Source organism: Flavobacterium granuli (assembly GCF_900129705.1).
GTDB classification, from domain to species: Bacteria; Bacteroidota; Bacteroidia; order Flavobacteriales; family Flavobacteriaceae; genus Flavobacterium; species Flavobacterium granuli.
In genome coordinates, this window is sequence record NZ_FQWO01000003.1 from 24,611 (window position 1) to 40,660 (window position 16,050).

Genomic DNA, 16,050 nt, shown 5'->3' on the forward strand with positions numbered 1-16,050 from the left:
GGTTAATCAAATATGGGTGCAAAAGTAAATAATTATTTTGAATTATAAATTATAAATTATGAATTATTTGATTGCTTATAATGAGTCATTTAAAATTCAACATTTATAATAATTTTATTCTTCCAGTAAATCCGGTCTTCTGTTTTTGGTGTGTTCATAAGCCATGTCTTCTCGCCATTTATCTATTTTTGCAAAATTCCCGCTGGTCAACACCTCCGGAACTTTCCATCCTTTATAGTCGGCAGGTCTGGTATATATAGGTGGTGATAATAAATTATCCTGAAAACTGTCTGTTAATGCGGAAGTTTCATCACTTAAAACACCCGGAATCAATCGAATCAAAGCATCCGATAAAACTAAGGCGCCTAATTCTCCGCCACTTAAGACATAATCACCAATAGAAATTTCTTTGGTAATAAAATGGTCACGAGCGCGCTGATCTACTCCTTTATAATGTCCACAAAGAATAATGATATTCTCATACATGGACATCGTGTTGGCCATTTTTTGGTTTAAGGTTTCTCCGTCAGGAGACATATAGATGATTTCGTCGTAGTTTCTTTGACTTTTCAAATGTGTAATGCAAGCATCGATAGGTTGTACAGTCATGACCATACCTGCGCCACCACCATAAGGGTAATCGTCTACACTTTTTTGTCTGTTAGTGGTGTAATCCCTTAAATTGTGAAAATGAACTTCTACTAATCCTTTGTCTATAGCGCGTTTCATAATTGAAGCCTCAAACGGGCTTCTTAATAATTCAGGCAAAACGGTAACAATATCAATGCGCATAATTTTATTTCTAAGTTTTGAAAGCGCAAAGGTACAAAGATTTTTTTCAGAACTGAATCTTGTATTTTGCTTCTGTTTTTGCCGAGTTTTCGTAAATAGCAAGTCCTGCAAGGTTTTTTGCCAGGCAGGACTGTTTTTCCGGTTTAAGGAATTTGGTTGAGATCTTTATTTTTAAAGGCGATTTAGAATCTACATCAATTTGCCGAAGAAAATTGCATCCCAAAGTAATTTTTCTGTCCCCAGCCAGAATGCTCTGAAATTAGTATTGTCTGTAAAGATTATGATTTTTCCATCTTCTCTTTTTATCGATTGAAAAGGAACTGATTCTTTTAGTAGTTCTAAATTTTGTTTTGAGACGTATCCAATGTTTTTGTAATTTCTACAGTTCTGGTTTAGCCCTGATGGAAGTGAAAATCCTTTTTCTTTTATTAAAAGGAAAAGATTGAAACGGACAGCAGGAGGGATAGTTTTTATGGAATTCGAAACGGAGTGCTCCTAAAAAACAGTCTCAAATTTATTATTTATTTCGTAAATTTGCACCACAATTTAAATATATCAAAATGGAAAACGGAATATATGCTAAATTCAACACCTCAAAAGGGTCGATTTTAGTGAAATTAGAGCACGAATTAACGCCAGGAACTGTTGGTAATTTCATAGGATTAGCAGAAGGTAATTTAGAAAATAAAGTAAAACCACAGGGGAATAAATATTATGACGGATTGAAATTCCATAGAGTAATTCCTGATTTTATGATTCAAGGTGGTTGTCCACAAGGAACCGGAACGGGAGATCCAGGCTATAAATTTGATGATGAGTTTCACCCAAGTTTAAAACATGATAAGCCGGGAGTTTTAGCTATGGCTAACGCAGGACCTGGAACTAACGGTTCTCAGTTTTATATTACACACGTTCCTACTTCTTGGTTAGATGGGAAACACACTGTTTTTGGACATGTTGTAGAAGGGCAAGATGTAGTTGATGCTGTGGCTCAAGGAGATGTTTTAGAGACTTTGGAAATCCTAAGAGTAGGTGAAGAAGCTGAGAAGTGGAATGCTATTGAAGCTTTTATCAATTTTAAGGGAGCGCGTAACAAGCGTGATATTGCTTTGAAAGCAGAAGCAGAAGCGGCAATGGAAAAATTGGCTGCTGGTTTTGAAAAAACGGAAAGCGGTTTGCGTTACCAATTCATCCAAAGAGGTGAAGGGAAAAAAGCAGAAAACGGTAAAACAGTTTCAGTTCACTATACGGGACAACTTCCTGACGGAAAAGTTTTTGATAGCTCTTATCCAAGAAAGAAACCAATTGAATTCCCATTAGGAGAAGGAAATGTAATTGAAGGTTGGGACGAAGGTATTGCTTTATTGCACGTGGGTGATAAAGCACGTTTTGTGATTCCAGCTCATTTAGGGTATGGATCTCGTGGCGCTGGAGGAGTAATTCCACCAAATGCTACTTTGATTTTTGACGTAGAATTGATGGATGTTAAATAGTAATTAGGGGTCAGTGTTATGACTGCTTAATGATATATAAAAAAATCCCAAAACGAGAGTTTTGGGATTTTTTTATGTAAACTTCTCACTTCTCACTTCTCACTTCTCACTTCTCACTTCTCACTTCTCACTTCTCACTTCTCACTTCTCCATTTGATATTACAACCTAAACTCGGTTTTTGATCAGGGTTAATGATTCTATTATAGATTAGCCCATCAATTGCGCCACGCAAATCACTGCCGCTTAATGGGATTCCATTTCCCGGACGGCTGTCGTCTAATTGTCCGCGATAAACTAATTTGTCTTGATTGTCAAATAAGAAAAAATCTGGTGTACAGGCTGCATCATAGGCTTTCGCAATTTGCTGTGTTTCGTCATAGAGATAAGGAAATTCAAAATTATTTTCGAAAGCAAACTCGGTCATCAATTCAGGGGAATCCTGTGGGTAGTTAGCTACATCATTACTGGAAATAGTGATAATACCAAGACCTTGTATGCGATAATCATTGGCTATCATTACAAGCTCGTCAATGACATGATGTACAAATGGGCAATGATTACAAATAAACACTACCAGAGTTCCTTTTTCGCCTTTTAAATCAGCAAAAGAAAACCATTCTGAGGAATTGGTGTCTTTCAAATAAAATTCGGGAGCAGTTGTTCCCAGCGGTACCATTTTTGAAGCAGTTTTTGACATTGAGGTTTTTTCTTATTTAAAGATTTAGGTTTAAAGTTAAGAAAAAAGGATTGGTTTTTAGGTTTTAGCCGCTAATTTGTAAGTAAAACTTCTGTTTTTATATGCGCTGACATTAGCCAAAATATAAAAGAGGGAGGTGGTTTTTAAAAAGCAGATAATCTTTTTTAGCAATTGTATTTTGCTGAAAAAGGACAAAAAAAAACACCTTCATAAGAATGAGGTGTTTAAAAAAAAGAGGTTTATGAGTTGCTGGAAGGATTTGTAACAGCAATTATTTTTAAAGTTTTAATTCCAGAAGGCAATTGCCATTCTACTTCATCATTTTCTTTAAAACCTATGATGGCTACGCACAATGGAGCCAAAATAGATACTTTCCCTTCTTTAAGATTAGATTGTGACGGCATCACAATTTGAACTTTCATTTGTTGTTTGCTGTTTACGTCCTCTATTGTTACTTGCGAATTCATTCGGACGATACTTTCATCAACGACGCCTTCTTTGTTTATGATTGCGCGATCTAGCTCTTGTGTAAGTAGTGCAATTTCTCTAATATTTGTGCTGTCTTTGGCGTTTTTTGTCAATTCCCGAAGGATATTATAATCTGTAATTGTTAAAACAGGTGTTGGTTTCATGTTGATTTAGTTTAAGTTTATTTTTTCAGTTTTAGCAATATTTTCTGAATCGTTAAAGAATAATGAAGCAAAACTTTCATTGGTTTTATGGTCAATCCTTCTGTAGAATACATTTGGCGTAATCGCTTTTGGACTATCAAAACCGCAAGCTCCTATGAATTCGGCAAAAGCTTTTAGTGTATTGTTATGGAAATGGGCAACGCGCACACTTTTGTCAGTGATGTCTAATCCTTTGTATAAGGTCTTGTCTTGAGTAGCGATACCTACGGGACATTTGCCGCTATCACATTGTAATGCTTGGATACAACCTAGGGCAAACATCATTCCTCTTGCGCTATAACAAGCATCGGCACCAAGAGAAATTGCTTTGGCAATATCAAAACCGGTGATGATTTTTCCAGAAGCCATAATTTTAATTTGGTCTCTTAGGCCAAACTCTTTTATTACTTTACTGGCAAATATTAAAGCGTCAGAAAGTGACATTCCCATGTAATCTATGAATTCTAAAGGTGCTGCTCCAGTTCCTCCTTCTGCTCCGTCTATAGTAATGAAGTCAGGAACAATTCCTGTTTCTTTCATCGCTTGGATAATTGCGATAAATTCATCCTGACGGCCAATACAAATTTTAAATCCAACCGGTTTTCCGTTAGACAGTTTTCTTAATTTGTTTAAGAATTGTAGCAGCTCAACACTGTTTGAAAAAGCAGTGTGTCCAGCTGGGGAATGCACGGCAATATGAGGCTTGATGTTTCTTATTTTTGCAATTTCAGGTGTGTTTTTTTCTCCGGGTAACAATCCTCCGTGACCTGGTTTAGCTCCTTGAGAGAGTTTTAATTCGATCATTTTTACTTGTGGGAAGTTTGATTTTTCAGAAAATAATTCATCTGAAAAAGAACCGTCATCATTGCGACATCCAAAATAACCTGTCCCGATTTGCCAAATTAAATCACCGCCTTCTAAATGAAAATCACTAATTCCTCCTTCGCCTGTATTATGTGCAAAACCTCCTTTTTGTGCTCCCTTATTCAAAGAAGAAATAGCCGTTTTACTCAATGCACCATAACTCATCGCACTAATATTATAAATACTGGCGCTGTAGGGTTGTAGACAGGCACTGTTTCCAATTGTAGTTCTGAAAAATTGTTTGTCGGCCCTTTTTGGGTATATAGAGTGAGCTGCCCACTCATAACCAATGCGGTTAGGGTCGTCTTGCATTCCAAATGAAATGGTTTGTTTTACATTTTTGGCTCTTTGGTACACGATGGAACGTTGTCTGCGATTAAAAGGTTTTCCGTCTAATTCGCCTTCAAAAAAATATTGACGCATTTCCGGACGGAAAGATTCTAGGAAATACCTGAATCGACCCACAATTGGGTAGTTTCTTTTAACGGTATGTCTGGATTGAAAAGTATCCAGAATCAACAGATAAAACAAAGAAAATGGAATAATCAAAAAGAAGTAATTGAGATAGTCAAAGTAAGTCAACGCACAGCTGATTACTAGAAACAAAATTGTGGCGACCCAAATAATTTGTTGTACAGATAATTTTTTTAAAAACATGTTCTTAAATTTGATTGGATTTTAAAAAGAAAGCTTTTTAAAATCTCAGGTTAAATAAATAATGATGTAAAGAAAGAACCTTCGTCTCGAAGTAGTTTGTTTTTAGTTAGACGAAGGTCTAATCAACAAAGGCTTTTGAATGCGAAAATTTAGCACCAAACGCAAATTCCTCTTTGGAAAAAGAGGTAAATATTGGAGTTCTAGTTGAAAAGGTTTTCATAAAAGTTAAATTTCACAGTACAAAAATACACTCATTTTTTTATTTTAATATCTTTTTTCATCATTTATGTTAGATTTATCATCATTTGCAGTAAAATCTTACTTTTTATAAGAGGTAATGTTTTAGAAAATTTAGTTTTTTGTTTTATAAAATGTAATTTTAGGTTTCGAAATAAAATTAAAATGGAATTGACTTGGCAAGATTTTGAAAAAGTGGCAATGCATGTAGGAACCATAATACAGGTAAATGATTTTCCGGAAGCCAGAAAACCAGCCTATCAGCTCACGATCGATTTTGGTGAAATTATTGGAATCAGAAAAACCTCTGCGCAAATAACCAAGCGCTATAGTAAAGAGGATTTGCTCAACAGACAAATTGTTGCAGTAGTCAATTTTCCAAAAAAACAAATCGGAAAATTCATGAGCGAATGTTTAGTTTTAGGCGCCGTAGGAGAGGAAGGAGATGTGATTCTTTTGGCTCCCGATTTTAAAATTGAAAACGGATTAAGGATTGGTTAATTGCAAGAATAAAAAATATTTGTTTTTAACGGTTTTTAATTGTCTTTTATATTAAACTGTCAATATTTTCGCCAGTTAAATTTTGTATGTTTTGGGTTATTTTTTCAATTTATCTGGAATTTTCATTTCTGTGATGAATGGGTTTTTTATTCGAAAATAAATGTTTTATTCCAATTAGATAGCCATTTGTGCGAGATATTCGTTAAGAATCTAATAAGCGGCGATGGTAATTTATTTGTCCCAGATGGTATGCCAAATGAGTTGTCAAATGAACCAAAAAAAATGCCGTTGAATTTCTGCTTTCAAAAACAACAATGGGATAATCCTGATTTAATTGTTCTTCGGTCAATTTGTCAAGAATAGATTCTATCATGATCATAGTCTCTTGAATTTTTTGGATTAATTCATTTCTAGAAATATCTTTTAAGGAAAATTCCAGTTCGCGATTTCTGATGTAGTTTGTTTTCCCAAGTTTGGTTCCAATGTAAGTATTTAGGTTTCCAATTAAATGCAAACAAAGATTGCCCGCGGAGTTACTGATGCCTGCATCTATCTTCCAAATTGTTTTTTCGTTTTGATAGGATTCAATTTCTTGTTTTAATTTATTAAGATCTCTATTAAAAATCGTTTTCAATGTTTCTGTTAGCATATTTTTTTTATTTCTCTATTGGTAAATTTTCATCTTGACCCCATTCGGTCCAAGAACCATCATAGACAGCTTTAGGTTTGTCTGAAATCAGTTCGTAGGCAATCAAATCAATACAAGCCGTTATACCGGATCCGCAGCTGAAGATCAGGTTTTTGTCTTGTTGCGGTAATATTTTCTTTAATTCCTCTTTGGGTAAAAATTTACCGTTTCTTAGAACTTGGGTGTAAGGAATGTTTATTGATCCGGGAATGTGACCGCTTCTTAAACCCACTCTTGGTTCTTCGGTTTCACCGTAAAAACGGTCTGTTGAACGCGCATCTACGACTAAGCTTTTTTTGAATTGTATGTTTTCTAAAAGTTGCTCTTTGGATTTTACCAATTGCGGTTGGAATTTTGACTCAAAATTCCCTCTGGGATAGGATGGTTCTTGCCTGTTTTCGGTAGGATAATTTTCGTTTAGCCAAGCAGCTAATCCACCATCGAGAATCGATACATTTTGATGTCCCATAATTTTAAACAACCACCATGCCCTTGGACTGGAATAAATTCCTTTGGTATCATAAACCACAATTTTACTGTTGTTGTTAATGCCTGTTTTTTGACAGGCGATGGCAAAAGCCTCCGGACTCGGGAGCGTATTGGGTAAAAGATTGCTTGTGTCGCTGAATTTATTTTTGATATCAAAAAGTCGAGCTCCTTTGATTTGAATATCTTGGTGAGGAGTTTCTAAAATGGCTTCGAGTATGATCAATTCAGGGTCTTCAAGATGCTCATGAAGCCAGGCTACGGATACGATTGGGCTTTTCATAATTTTTTATTTTGCTAAAGTTTTATTTTGGCGCTTGTTCCATTTCCAAATTTCAATCCAAAAGACTGAAACTGCACTCACTGCCATGCAAATGCCAATTTGGTTGAGGTCTAACGGAAGAACTGCAAAAAAATGTGCAATAGGATTGATATATAATATTAGCGTTAAGAAAATTAATGTTAATGAATTAGCGTAGACCATCATGTTGTTTTTATTTTTTAACGAAGAAAAAACCGAATAATAAAAGGAACGGTTTACCAGTGAAAGAATAACATTAGAAAAAACCAAAGTGGTGAAAACCATGGTTCGGGTTAGTTGTTCACTGCCGCTGTTTTGCACGGTCCATTGGTAAACAAACAAAACGCCAATCGTTATTGCAATTCCTTGTAGGATACTGATTCCCATTTCTTTTAAGGATAAAAAAGTGCTGCTTAGCGGTCGGGGAGGTTGTTTCATGCTGTTTTTCTCCGCAGGTTCATTTTCATAAACAATCGAGCACATGGGACCCATTATTAATTCTAAGAAAATGACGTGAACCGGAGTGAAAATGTCGGGATAAATCCAGCCTAAAAATAAGGGAAGTGAAACTGTCAGGATGATAGGGATGTGGATGGAAGCGATGTATTGTACCGCTTTCTTTAGGTTAGCATAAATGCGTCTTCCGGCAGCCACAGCCACTATCATTTTGGATAAATCATCGTCAATCAGAATCAGATCGGCGGCAGTTTTAGCGATTTCGGTTCCTTTTTTCCCCATGGCAACACCTATGTTGGATGCTTTTAATGCCGGACCGTCATTTACGCCATCGCCAACCATGGCTACTACTTGATGGTCTTTGATAAGGGCATTGACTACCTTAAGTTTGGCTTCGGGGAACATGCGGGTCAAAAGAGTGGTGTCATGTATGGCTTTTAGCATTTCGAATTCATTCAGTTTCATGATTTCGGCGCCTTCTATTATGGAATCCACGTTTTTGATTCCTGCTTTTTCGGCAATGGCTTTAGTGGTAAGTGTGTTGTCTCCTGTTACTACTTTTACCTGGATTCCGGCTTCATAAAATTGTTGAATTACATCTTTGATATTTGGTTTTGGAGGATCGTAAAATACGACCAATCCCATAAAATGAAAAAGAATTTCTTGTTGGGATTTTGGAAAATCAGTGCCTTCAAAATCAGAATAACAAACTCCGAGTATTCGATAACCTTGAGAAGATAAGGCGGCAATCGTTTTATAGATTTTATTTTCTTCTTCTGGAGTGAGTTTGGAGACTTTTATTATGGTTTCAGGACCTCCTTTGGCGGCAATAATTCGTTTGCCATCCTGATTTTGAAAAACGTGTGTCATCATGGGCGGTTTTCCGTCCAACGGATATTCATGAACCATAGAAAATTCTCTTCTTGAATCTTTGTCGGTTGTTTTTTGGTATTCCTGATGCAGATTTTTTTCCATCGGGTCAAAAGGAACAGGCTCGCTTGCCCACATGGCGGTTTCAATTACTTTTTTGGCTTCGGGATTATTCCAATTTTCTTTTTCATACAATTGGTCGGTGCTGAAAGCATAAACTGATTGCAGACTCATTTTATTTTCGGTGATTGTTCCGGTTTTGTCGGTACAAATTATAGTAGCTCCTCCTAAAGTTTCTACCGTCCTGATTTTTTTAACAATGACGCCTTCTTTCATCAAGCGCCAAGAACCCAAGGCCATAAAAGTGGTGAGTGCTACTGGAATTTCTTCGGGAAGAATGGACATAGCAAGTGTTAATCCTTTCAATAAGCTATGAAGAATGTCTTGTGTTTTCCAAAAATAAGCGCCCCAAACCAACAAGAAAATCGCAATCCCTACAATCGCCATTCCTTTTACGAATTTTTGAATTTGTAATTGTAAAGGAGTTGGCGTCTCTTGAATGTCTAATAAGCTGCTTCCTAATTTTCCAATTGCTGTATTAGAACCAATTTGGTTGACCCTATAAATGGCTAGACCAGAAGCGACCAGTGTGCCGCTATAGACTGATTTATTAGCTGTTTTTTCCGATTTAAAAACGGCGTAGGCTTCCCCTGTAAGAGTAGATTCGTTTACAGAGAAATCGTTGCTGTGAACAATTTCTCCATCAGCATTGATGGTATTGCCTTCTTCAGCGATGACAAGGTCTTGTATTACAATATCTTTGGTAGGGATGCTTTTTGCTAATCCATTTCGCAACACTGTGCTCAGTGGTTCGTTTAGCTTCTCTAAAGCTTCGAGAGCAATTCGACTGCGATTGTCTTGGTAAAATGAAATTCCGGAAACGGCAACTAAAGCGACCAGCATAAAATAGGCTTCATCATTTTGACCCATGATAAAATAAAGAATGGCTACTGCAATCAATAGTAACAGCATTGGGTCTTTGAATAGTTCAAAAATAGCCAGCCACCATTTGTGTTTTTGTTTTTGTATTTGCTCGTTAGTGCCAAATTTGCTCCTAGAATTTAGGACTTCGGTGTCATTTAGACCGACTATATTTTCAGGAATGTTTATTCTTTTGGACATTTTAAAGAGATTGAAGGATACTACTCAAATATATTATTTTAGATTCATTAATCTGAAGTTATTTACTTTGTAAAAGTTGATTTACTTCTTTTCTTGGGTCATAAAAACAAAATAGAACAAAATTAAAATACTCGCAAAACCAGTTAGCAAGAAAGTGACATTGGCTCCAAATTGATACCAGATCAAGCCTGCTATTGAGCTGGCTAGCATAGTACAAATACTTTGAAAAGCGGAATAGGTTCCTATAGCAGTAGCAATATCCTTCTTGTCAGAAATATTGCTGATCCAGGCTTTTGAGATTCCTTCAGTTGCCGCTGCATAAATCCCATACAGTGTAAATAATCCAATAAAAACAACAAGGTTTTGATTGAATCCCATCCCGAAATACACAAGAGAAAAAATCCCAACTCCTATGACGAACATTTTTTTTAGACCAATTTTATCTGCGAATATTCCCAATGGATAGGCAAACAAAGCATAAACGAGATTGTAGAAAATATAAATGCCTATAACCACAGTGTCACTTAATCCGGACTCTTTTGTTTTAAGTAACAGAAAAACATCGGAACTGTTAAAGAGTGTAAATGCCAAAAGTCCAATAACCACTTTGCGATACATTACGGGACTTGTTTTCCAATAGTGTAAGAAGGAAAAGAAAGAGTTTGCTTTTTTTTCTATTGCAATCGTTTCTTTTTTTTCTTTTAGAAAAAAGGAAGCAGCTATGGCTAAAAGCCCTGGAAGGAAAGCAATAAAGAATAAAGTTTTGTAATGATGTGGATAGAAGTGAAGGTAAGCTAATGCTAAAGACGGGCCTAATACGGCTCCTATGGTATCCATCGAACGGTGGAAACCGAATATTTTTCCTTTAGTTTGAGGTGTCGCTTCTTCAGAAAGTAAGGCGTCTCTTGCTCCGGTTCGGATTCCTTTTCCCATGCGGTCAATTGTTCGAGCAAAGAAAATCCAAAGTGGATACACAAAAAGAGCCATCATGGGCTTAGAAATGGCACTCAATGTATAGCCAATTTGTATAAAAGGAAGTCTTTTTCCAGTTAAATCAGAACGTTTGCCAAAATAGCCTTTACTTAGTCCTGCCGTAGCTTCGGCAACGCCTTCCAAAATACCGATGAGTACAATAGAAAAACCAATAGATTTCAAGTAGATGGGCATTATAGGGTATAGCATTTCGCTTGCCGTATCTGTAAACAAGCTGATCAATGATAAAATCCAGACGGTACGGCTTATGTTTTTCAAAATAAAGGATATTGAAAGTTAGGCCTTATAAATGTAAATAAAAAGTCTGAAAACCGAATGATTTTCAGACTTATATATAGTGTTGCCATTGGTTAAGAGTAGAATTTTAGGGCAACTGCTGTTTTAGGATCTCAATAAATGACTTCTTGTATTTTACAGTTATAAAAAAAGTCCAAAAATCAGAAGGTTTTTGGACTTTTGTTGAAATAAGTAAGATGTTTAACTTAGATTTAAAAATTAAATGTCGTCAAAATCAATGTCAGTAAAACTTGATGTTTGAGGGAGTATTTCGTCTGCCATTATTTTTTCAGTGGCATATTCTTTTTTGAAATCTTTTTGGTGTCTTTCTGAAATCACTTCTTCTCCTTTATGGTTTAAAACATAAGAAGTCATATCGTTAAGAATTTCTGCGAAAGCGGCAAAATCTTCTTTGTATAAATAAATTTTGTGTTTTTTGAAGTGAAAAGATCCGTCTTCTTCAGTGAATTTTTTACTTTCAGTAATCGTAATATAATAATCATCTGCTTTTGTCGATCTTACATCAAAAAAATAAGTTCTTCTTCCAGCACGCAAAACTTTAGAAAAAATTTCTTCTTTTTCTAACATGTCATTTTCTCTCATAATCCGTTCTCTCAATTAATGGTTGTTAAGTAGTAACCAAAAATCTTAAAAATATATGTATTACGCAACAATTATAGCATTTCTTTTTCTGAAAGTTGTTTCAAATAGAGGGACGAATAATAGCCTTCTTGATTTATTAACTGATTATGAGAACCTTGTTGTATTATTTTTCCGTCGTCTAAGATGATTATTTTATCTGCATTTTTTGCCGAAGAGACTCTGTGACTCACAATAATTGTGGTTTTGTCTTTGCAAATTACGTTGAGGTTGTTTAGAATTGCTTCTTCGGTTTCTGTATCAACAGCAGATAGGCAGTCGTCAAAAAGTAAGATAGGCGGATTCTTAATAATAGCTCTGGCAATAGAAACTCTTTGTTTTTGTCCTCCGGATAATGTAATTCCTCTTTCGCCTAGGACAGTGTCATATTGTTTATTGAAACCCATGATGTTGTCGTGAATAACTGCGCTTTTGGATGCTGATTTTACTTGCTCATCTGTCGCATCTTCTTTGCCAAACTTGATGTTGTTTTTGATTGAGTCTGAGAATAAAAAGGCATCCTGGGGAACGATTCCGATACTGTTTCTTAAATCATAAAGATTTAAAGTACTGATTTCATTTTTGTCAATTGTTATTTTTCCTTCGGTGACATCATAAAGTCTGGAAATTAACGATAAAACCGTTGATTTTCCTGAGCCTGTTTTCCCAAGAATAGCGAGTGTTTCTCCTTTTTTTACCGTGAAAGAAATGTCTTGAATTGCTTTGATATTGGTGTCTTCGTAAGTGTAACTCACGTTTTCGAATACAATTGAGCCTTCAATGATGGATTGATTTGTGTTTTTGTTTTTTATTTCCGGATCTATTTTAAGGAATTCATTTAGTCTTTTTTGAGAAGCTTCTGCTTCTTGTACCATCGAAGAGACCCAGCCTAAGGAAGCAACAGGCCAGGTTAGCATGTTAACATACAAAATGAACTCGGCTATTGTCCCAATGCTTTTGATGGTTCCGTCTATATATAATAAGCCGCCAAAATAGATAACCACTAAATTGCTTATTCCGATAAGAGCCAGCATCAATGGGCCGAAGAGAGATTGTACTTTTGCCAGTTCCAAACTTTTGCTTTTGCTTTCGTTGGCAAGATTTACCATGTTTTTTTGGTGTTGCTCTTCTAGCGAATACGCTTTTATGACACGAATTCCAGAGAATATTTCCTGTGAAAAACTGGACACTTTGGATAAATATTGTTGAAAAACGGTACTCTTTTTATTGATTTCGGTGCTCAATTTGAAGATGGCATAGGATAGTAGCGGTAAAGGTAGAATAGTATATAAGGTTAGTCGCGGGGAAACATTATACATATATACTATTACAATTACAAATCGAATGATGGTATTTATGGAGTACATCACGGCGGGACCTACATACATTCTCACTTTTGATACATCTTCACTGATGCGATTCATCAAATCACCGGTGCGGTTTTTTTTATAGAAATTTTGTGATAAATTTTCATATTGTTTAAAAACTTCATTCTTTAAATCGAATTCAATGTGACGAGACATCACAATCAGGGTTTGTCTCATCAAAAAGGTCAAAAATCCTGCGATGATAGTGGTGGCAATAATTAGCAAGATGTTCGAAATCAGTTCTTCCTGGATTACAGCTATCGAGATACTTTTGTCTTTTGAAAAGGTTTCAATTGCCTTAAAGGATTGACTAATTAATTTAGGAGTGAACAAGGAAAAAATTTGTGCGATTATAGTGAATAAAATACCTAATAGGAAACGGTATTTGTATTTGACAAAGTATTTGTTTAGATATAGTAATTCTTTCATATTTTTAATATATTCTGTATTGAAATAACATCATTTAAGAGATATAGTTGTTGTTTGTGTTGTTTTTGAAAACAATTTTTAGTATATAAATTTATTGAATAAGTATTTTTTTTAATCAAAAATAAAATATATGTTTTTTTTGATTAAATTTGATTTGTCTTTTTGACAAATTCATAAAAAATACTATTTAAAAAAATAACACTATGGATGCAACTTTTACAACAGGAAAGGAACTTCAAAAAATGGATCCCGTTTTTGGACAATTATCATTTGACGATCATGAGCAAGTTGTATTTTGCAACGACAAAGATACAGGTTTAAAAGCAATTATTGGTATTCATAATTCAGTAATGGGACCTGCTTTAGGAGGAACTCGTATGTTTAATTATGCGACTGAATGGGATGCATTAAATGATGTTTTGCGTCTTTCTCGTGGAATGACTTATAAAGCAGCCATTACAGGATTAGATATTGGTGGAGGAAAAGCCGTGATTTTAGGAGATGCCAAAACGCAAAAAACGCCTGAATTGATGCGCAAATTTGGTGAATTTGTACATTCTTTGAGCGGAAGATATATTACAGCTGAAGATGTAGGGATGGAAACCAGCGATATGGATACCGTGAGAGATGTGACACCTTATGTAACAGGAATTTCAGAATCAAGAGGCGGATCAGGAAATCCATCTCCTGTAACTGCTTTTGGGGTTTACATGGGGATGAAAGCTGCGGCCAAGCAACAGTTTGGTTCAGATGTTCTAGCAGGAAAAAAAGTTTTGGTGCAAGGAATTGGACACGTAGGAGAAAACTTAGTTGATTATTTGACAAAAGAAGGAGCTGTTGTCACTATTGCTGATATAAACCAAGAAAAACTATACGAAGTAAGTTCTAAGTACAATGCTAAAATATTTACCGGCGCTGATTTGTATACTGCTGATGTTGATATTTATGCCCCATGTGCTATGGGTGCAACAATAAATGATGATACCGTTTACAAAATAAATGCAAAAGTGATTGCTGGTGCGGCCAATAACCAATTAGCAAATGAGAATGTTCACGGTGCAATTTTGCAAGAACGCGGGATTTTATATGCCCCGGATTTCTTAATTAATGCTGGTGGGATTATCAATGTTTATGCAGAAATTGCCCATTATGACAAGGCCGAAATTATGCGTAGAACAGAAAATATCTACAATACAACTTTGGAGATTTTTGATTATGCTATAAAAAATGGAATGACCACCTATAAGGCGGCACTGACCATAGCTCAGAATCGTATCAATCAGAGAAAAATAGAGAATAGTAAAAAATAGTTGATTTTTTTAATTCACACTCAAAGTCACAGTTTTCATGTACAATTGAAAGCTGTGACTTTTTTAGTATAAAACAAAGTAAATTTGCCGGAAAGCCTTTATTTGAGATTTTAATTTTATTTTAAAAAAGGAAATGCTTATTTTTGCGGACTAATTTTATAAAAGTTCTTACAAGGTGGTAAATAGAAGACACATACGCGTTAAAGTTATGCAATCCATTTATGCGATGCATCAAAACGGTTCTGATAATCTGGAAAAAGAAGAGAAATTCCTTTTTTATAGTATCGACAACATTCAAGATTTATACCTTACAATGATCTCTTCGCTGATGGAAATTTGTAAAAAAGAAACTATCTTTTTACATAAATCAAGTCTAAAGCATCTTGCAACTCCTGAGGAACGCAAACCCAACGAAAAATTTATAAAAAACAGCATTTTTGAAATTCTTGCTGAAAATAATTCTCTGAGCATCGCCTTAGAGACCCGTAAAATAAATACTTGGACTTTAAATGATGATTATATTATACTGTTGCTTAACGCAGTTAAGGAAAGTAAAATATATAAGGATTACATGAGTAATCCCACGCAATCTTTTGAAGAAGACAGACAGCTTATTGTGGATTTATTCACCGAAGTGATTGTGCCAAATGAGAAATTGTATGAATACCTGGAAGATGATAAATTAACTTGGATTGATGATATTCCACTGGTTAATACTCATATTATTAAACAATTGAAAGCCATGAAGCCTATCATGGACGACAACTTCAGAGTTCCGAAAATTTACAAGGATACTGAGGATAAGGAATTCGTTAAGAATTTGTTTAGAAAAACAGTTTTGAACGAAGCCGAATTAGCAAAAGAATTTGTAGACAAAACACCAAATTGGGATAGTGAAAGAATTGCCGAAGTGGATACGATCATTCTTAAAATGGCAATTTGCGAATTTTTGAAATTCCCTTCGATTCCTGTAAAAGTGACTTTAAATGAATATTTAGAGCTTGCCAAAGAGTATTCTACGCCAAAAAGTAGTATTTTTATCAACGGAATTTTAGATAATTTGGTTAAAGAGCTGGAAGCCAGTAATAAATTAAATAAAACCGGTCGCGGTTTAATGTAGTAGTAATAAATAAAAAAAGA

The 16,050-nt window shown here is 35.2% G+C and carries 14 protein-coding genes; 4 read left to right on the forward strand and 10 right to left on the reverse strand.

The window, feature by feature from the left end:
- Positions 1-114: 114 nt before the first annotated feature.
- Positions 115-792: a tRNA (guanosine(37)-N1)-methyltransferase TrmD gene (gene trmD, locus BUB25_RS05125; RefSeq protein ID WP_072941145.1), complete on the reverse strand. Its 678-nt coding sequence runs from the start codon at positions 790-792 to the stop codon at positions 115-117.
- 560 nt (positions 793-1,352) lie between these two features.
- Between trmD and BUB25_RS05130 the strand changes: the two genes are divergently transcribed.
- Positions 1,353-2,285: a peptidylprolyl isomerase gene (locus BUB25_RS05130; RefSeq protein ID WP_072941149.1), complete on the forward strand. Its 933-nt coding sequence runs from the start codon at positions 1,353-1,355 to the stop codon at positions 2,283-2,285.
- A gap of 134 nt (positions 2,286-2,419) precedes the next feature.
- On the opposite strand, the gene BUB25_RS05135 is transcribed toward BUB25_RS05130, so the two are convergent.
- From BUB25_RS05135 to BUB25_RS05145, 3 genes are all read right to left on the reverse strand, one after another.
- Entirely contained in the window at positions 2,420-2,983 is a 564-nt protein-coding gene (locus tag BUB25_RS05135) for a thioredoxin family protein (protein ID WP_072941152.1), read from the reverse strand.
- A 239-nt stretch (positions 2,984-3,222) separates the two neighbouring features.
- Complete coding sequence (locus tag BUB25_RS05140) at positions 3,223-3,615, reverse strand: GreA/GreB family elongation factor (RefSeq protein WP_072941155.1); 393 nt, start codon at positions 3,613-3,615, stop codon at positions 3,223-3,225.
- Positions 3,616-3,621: 6 nt separating this feature from the next.
- Positions 3,622-5,175 carry an FMN-binding glutamate synthase family protein gene (locus BUB25_RS05145; RefSeq protein ID WP_072941157.1) on the reverse strand — a complete coding sequence of 518 codons (1,554 nt, stop codon included), beginning with the start codon at positions 5,173-5,175 and terminating at the stop codon, positions 3,622-3,624.
- 402 nt (positions 5,176-5,577) lie between these two features.
- Between BUB25_RS05145 and BUB25_RS05150 the strand changes: the two genes are divergently transcribed.
- Entirely contained in the window at positions 5,578-5,913 is a 336-nt protein-coding gene (locus BUB25_RS05150; protein ID WP_072941160.1) for a tRNA-binding protein, read from the forward strand.
- 202 nt (positions 5,914-6,115) lie between these two features.
- Here the strand turns inward: BUB25_RS05150 and BUB25_RS05155 are convergent, their stop codons facing one another.
- The 6 genes from BUB25_RS05155 to BUB25_RS05180 all read right to left on the reverse strand — a co-directional run bounded on the left by BUB25_RS05155 (position 6,116) and on the right by BUB25_RS05180 (position 13,600).
- Positions 6,116-6,562 carry a DinB family protein gene (locus BUB25_RS05155; protein ID WP_072941163.1) on the reverse strand — a complete coding sequence of 149 codons (447 nt, stop codon included), beginning with the start codon at positions 6,560-6,562 and terminating at the stop codon, positions 6,116-6,118.
- Between the two features lie 7 nt (positions 6,563-6,569).
- Entirely contained in the window at positions 6,570-7,370 is an 801-nt protein-coding gene (locus BUB25_RS05160) for a sulfurtransferase (protein ID WP_072941167.1), read from the reverse strand.
- A 6-nt stretch (positions 7,371-7,376) separates the two neighbouring features.
- Positions 7,377-9,896: a cation-translocating P-type ATPase gene (locus BUB25_RS05165; protein ID WP_072941170.1), complete on the reverse strand. Its 2,520-nt coding sequence runs from the start codon at positions 9,894-9,896 to the stop codon at positions 7,377-7,379.
- Between the two features lie 81 nt (positions 9,897-9,977).
- Complete coding sequence (locus BUB25_RS05170) at positions 9,978-11,147, reverse strand: MFS transporter (RefSeq protein ID WP_072941173.1); 1,170 nt, start codon at positions 11,145-11,147, stop codon at positions 9,978-9,980.
- A 237-nt stretch (positions 11,148-11,384) separates the two neighbouring features.
- Positions 11,385-11,768: a PUR family DNA/RNA-binding protein gene (locus BUB25_RS05175; RefSeq protein WP_072941176.1), complete on the reverse strand. Its 384-nt coding sequence runs from the start codon at positions 11,766-11,768 to the stop codon at positions 11,385-11,387.
- Positions 11,769-11,839: 71 nt separating this feature from the next.
- Positions 11,840-13,600, reverse strand: coding sequence for an ABC transporter ATP-binding protein (locus BUB25_RS05180; RefSeq protein WP_072941179.1), 1,761 nt, complete (start codon positions 13,598-13,600; stop codon positions 11,840-11,842).
- 203 nt (positions 13,601-13,803) lie between these two features.
- Here BUB25_RS05180 and BUB25_RS05185 point away from each other — a divergent pair, with 203 nt between their 5' ends.
- Positions 13,804-14,910 carry a Glu/Leu/Phe/Val family dehydrogenase gene (locus BUB25_RS05185; protein ID WP_072941182.1) on the forward strand — a complete coding sequence of 369 codons (1,107 nt, stop codon included), beginning with the start codon at positions 13,804-13,806 and terminating at the stop codon, positions 14,908-14,910.
- Positions 14,911-15,118: 208 nt separating this feature from the next.
- The gene (gene nusB, locus BUB25_RS05190) at positions 15,119-16,030 is read left to right on the forward strand and encodes a transcription antitermination factor NusB (RefSeq protein WP_072941185.1); all 912 of its coding nucleotides are present in this window, start codon (positions 15,119-15,121) and stop codon (positions 16,028-16,030) included.
- Positions 16,031-16,050: the final 20 nt, after the last annotated feature.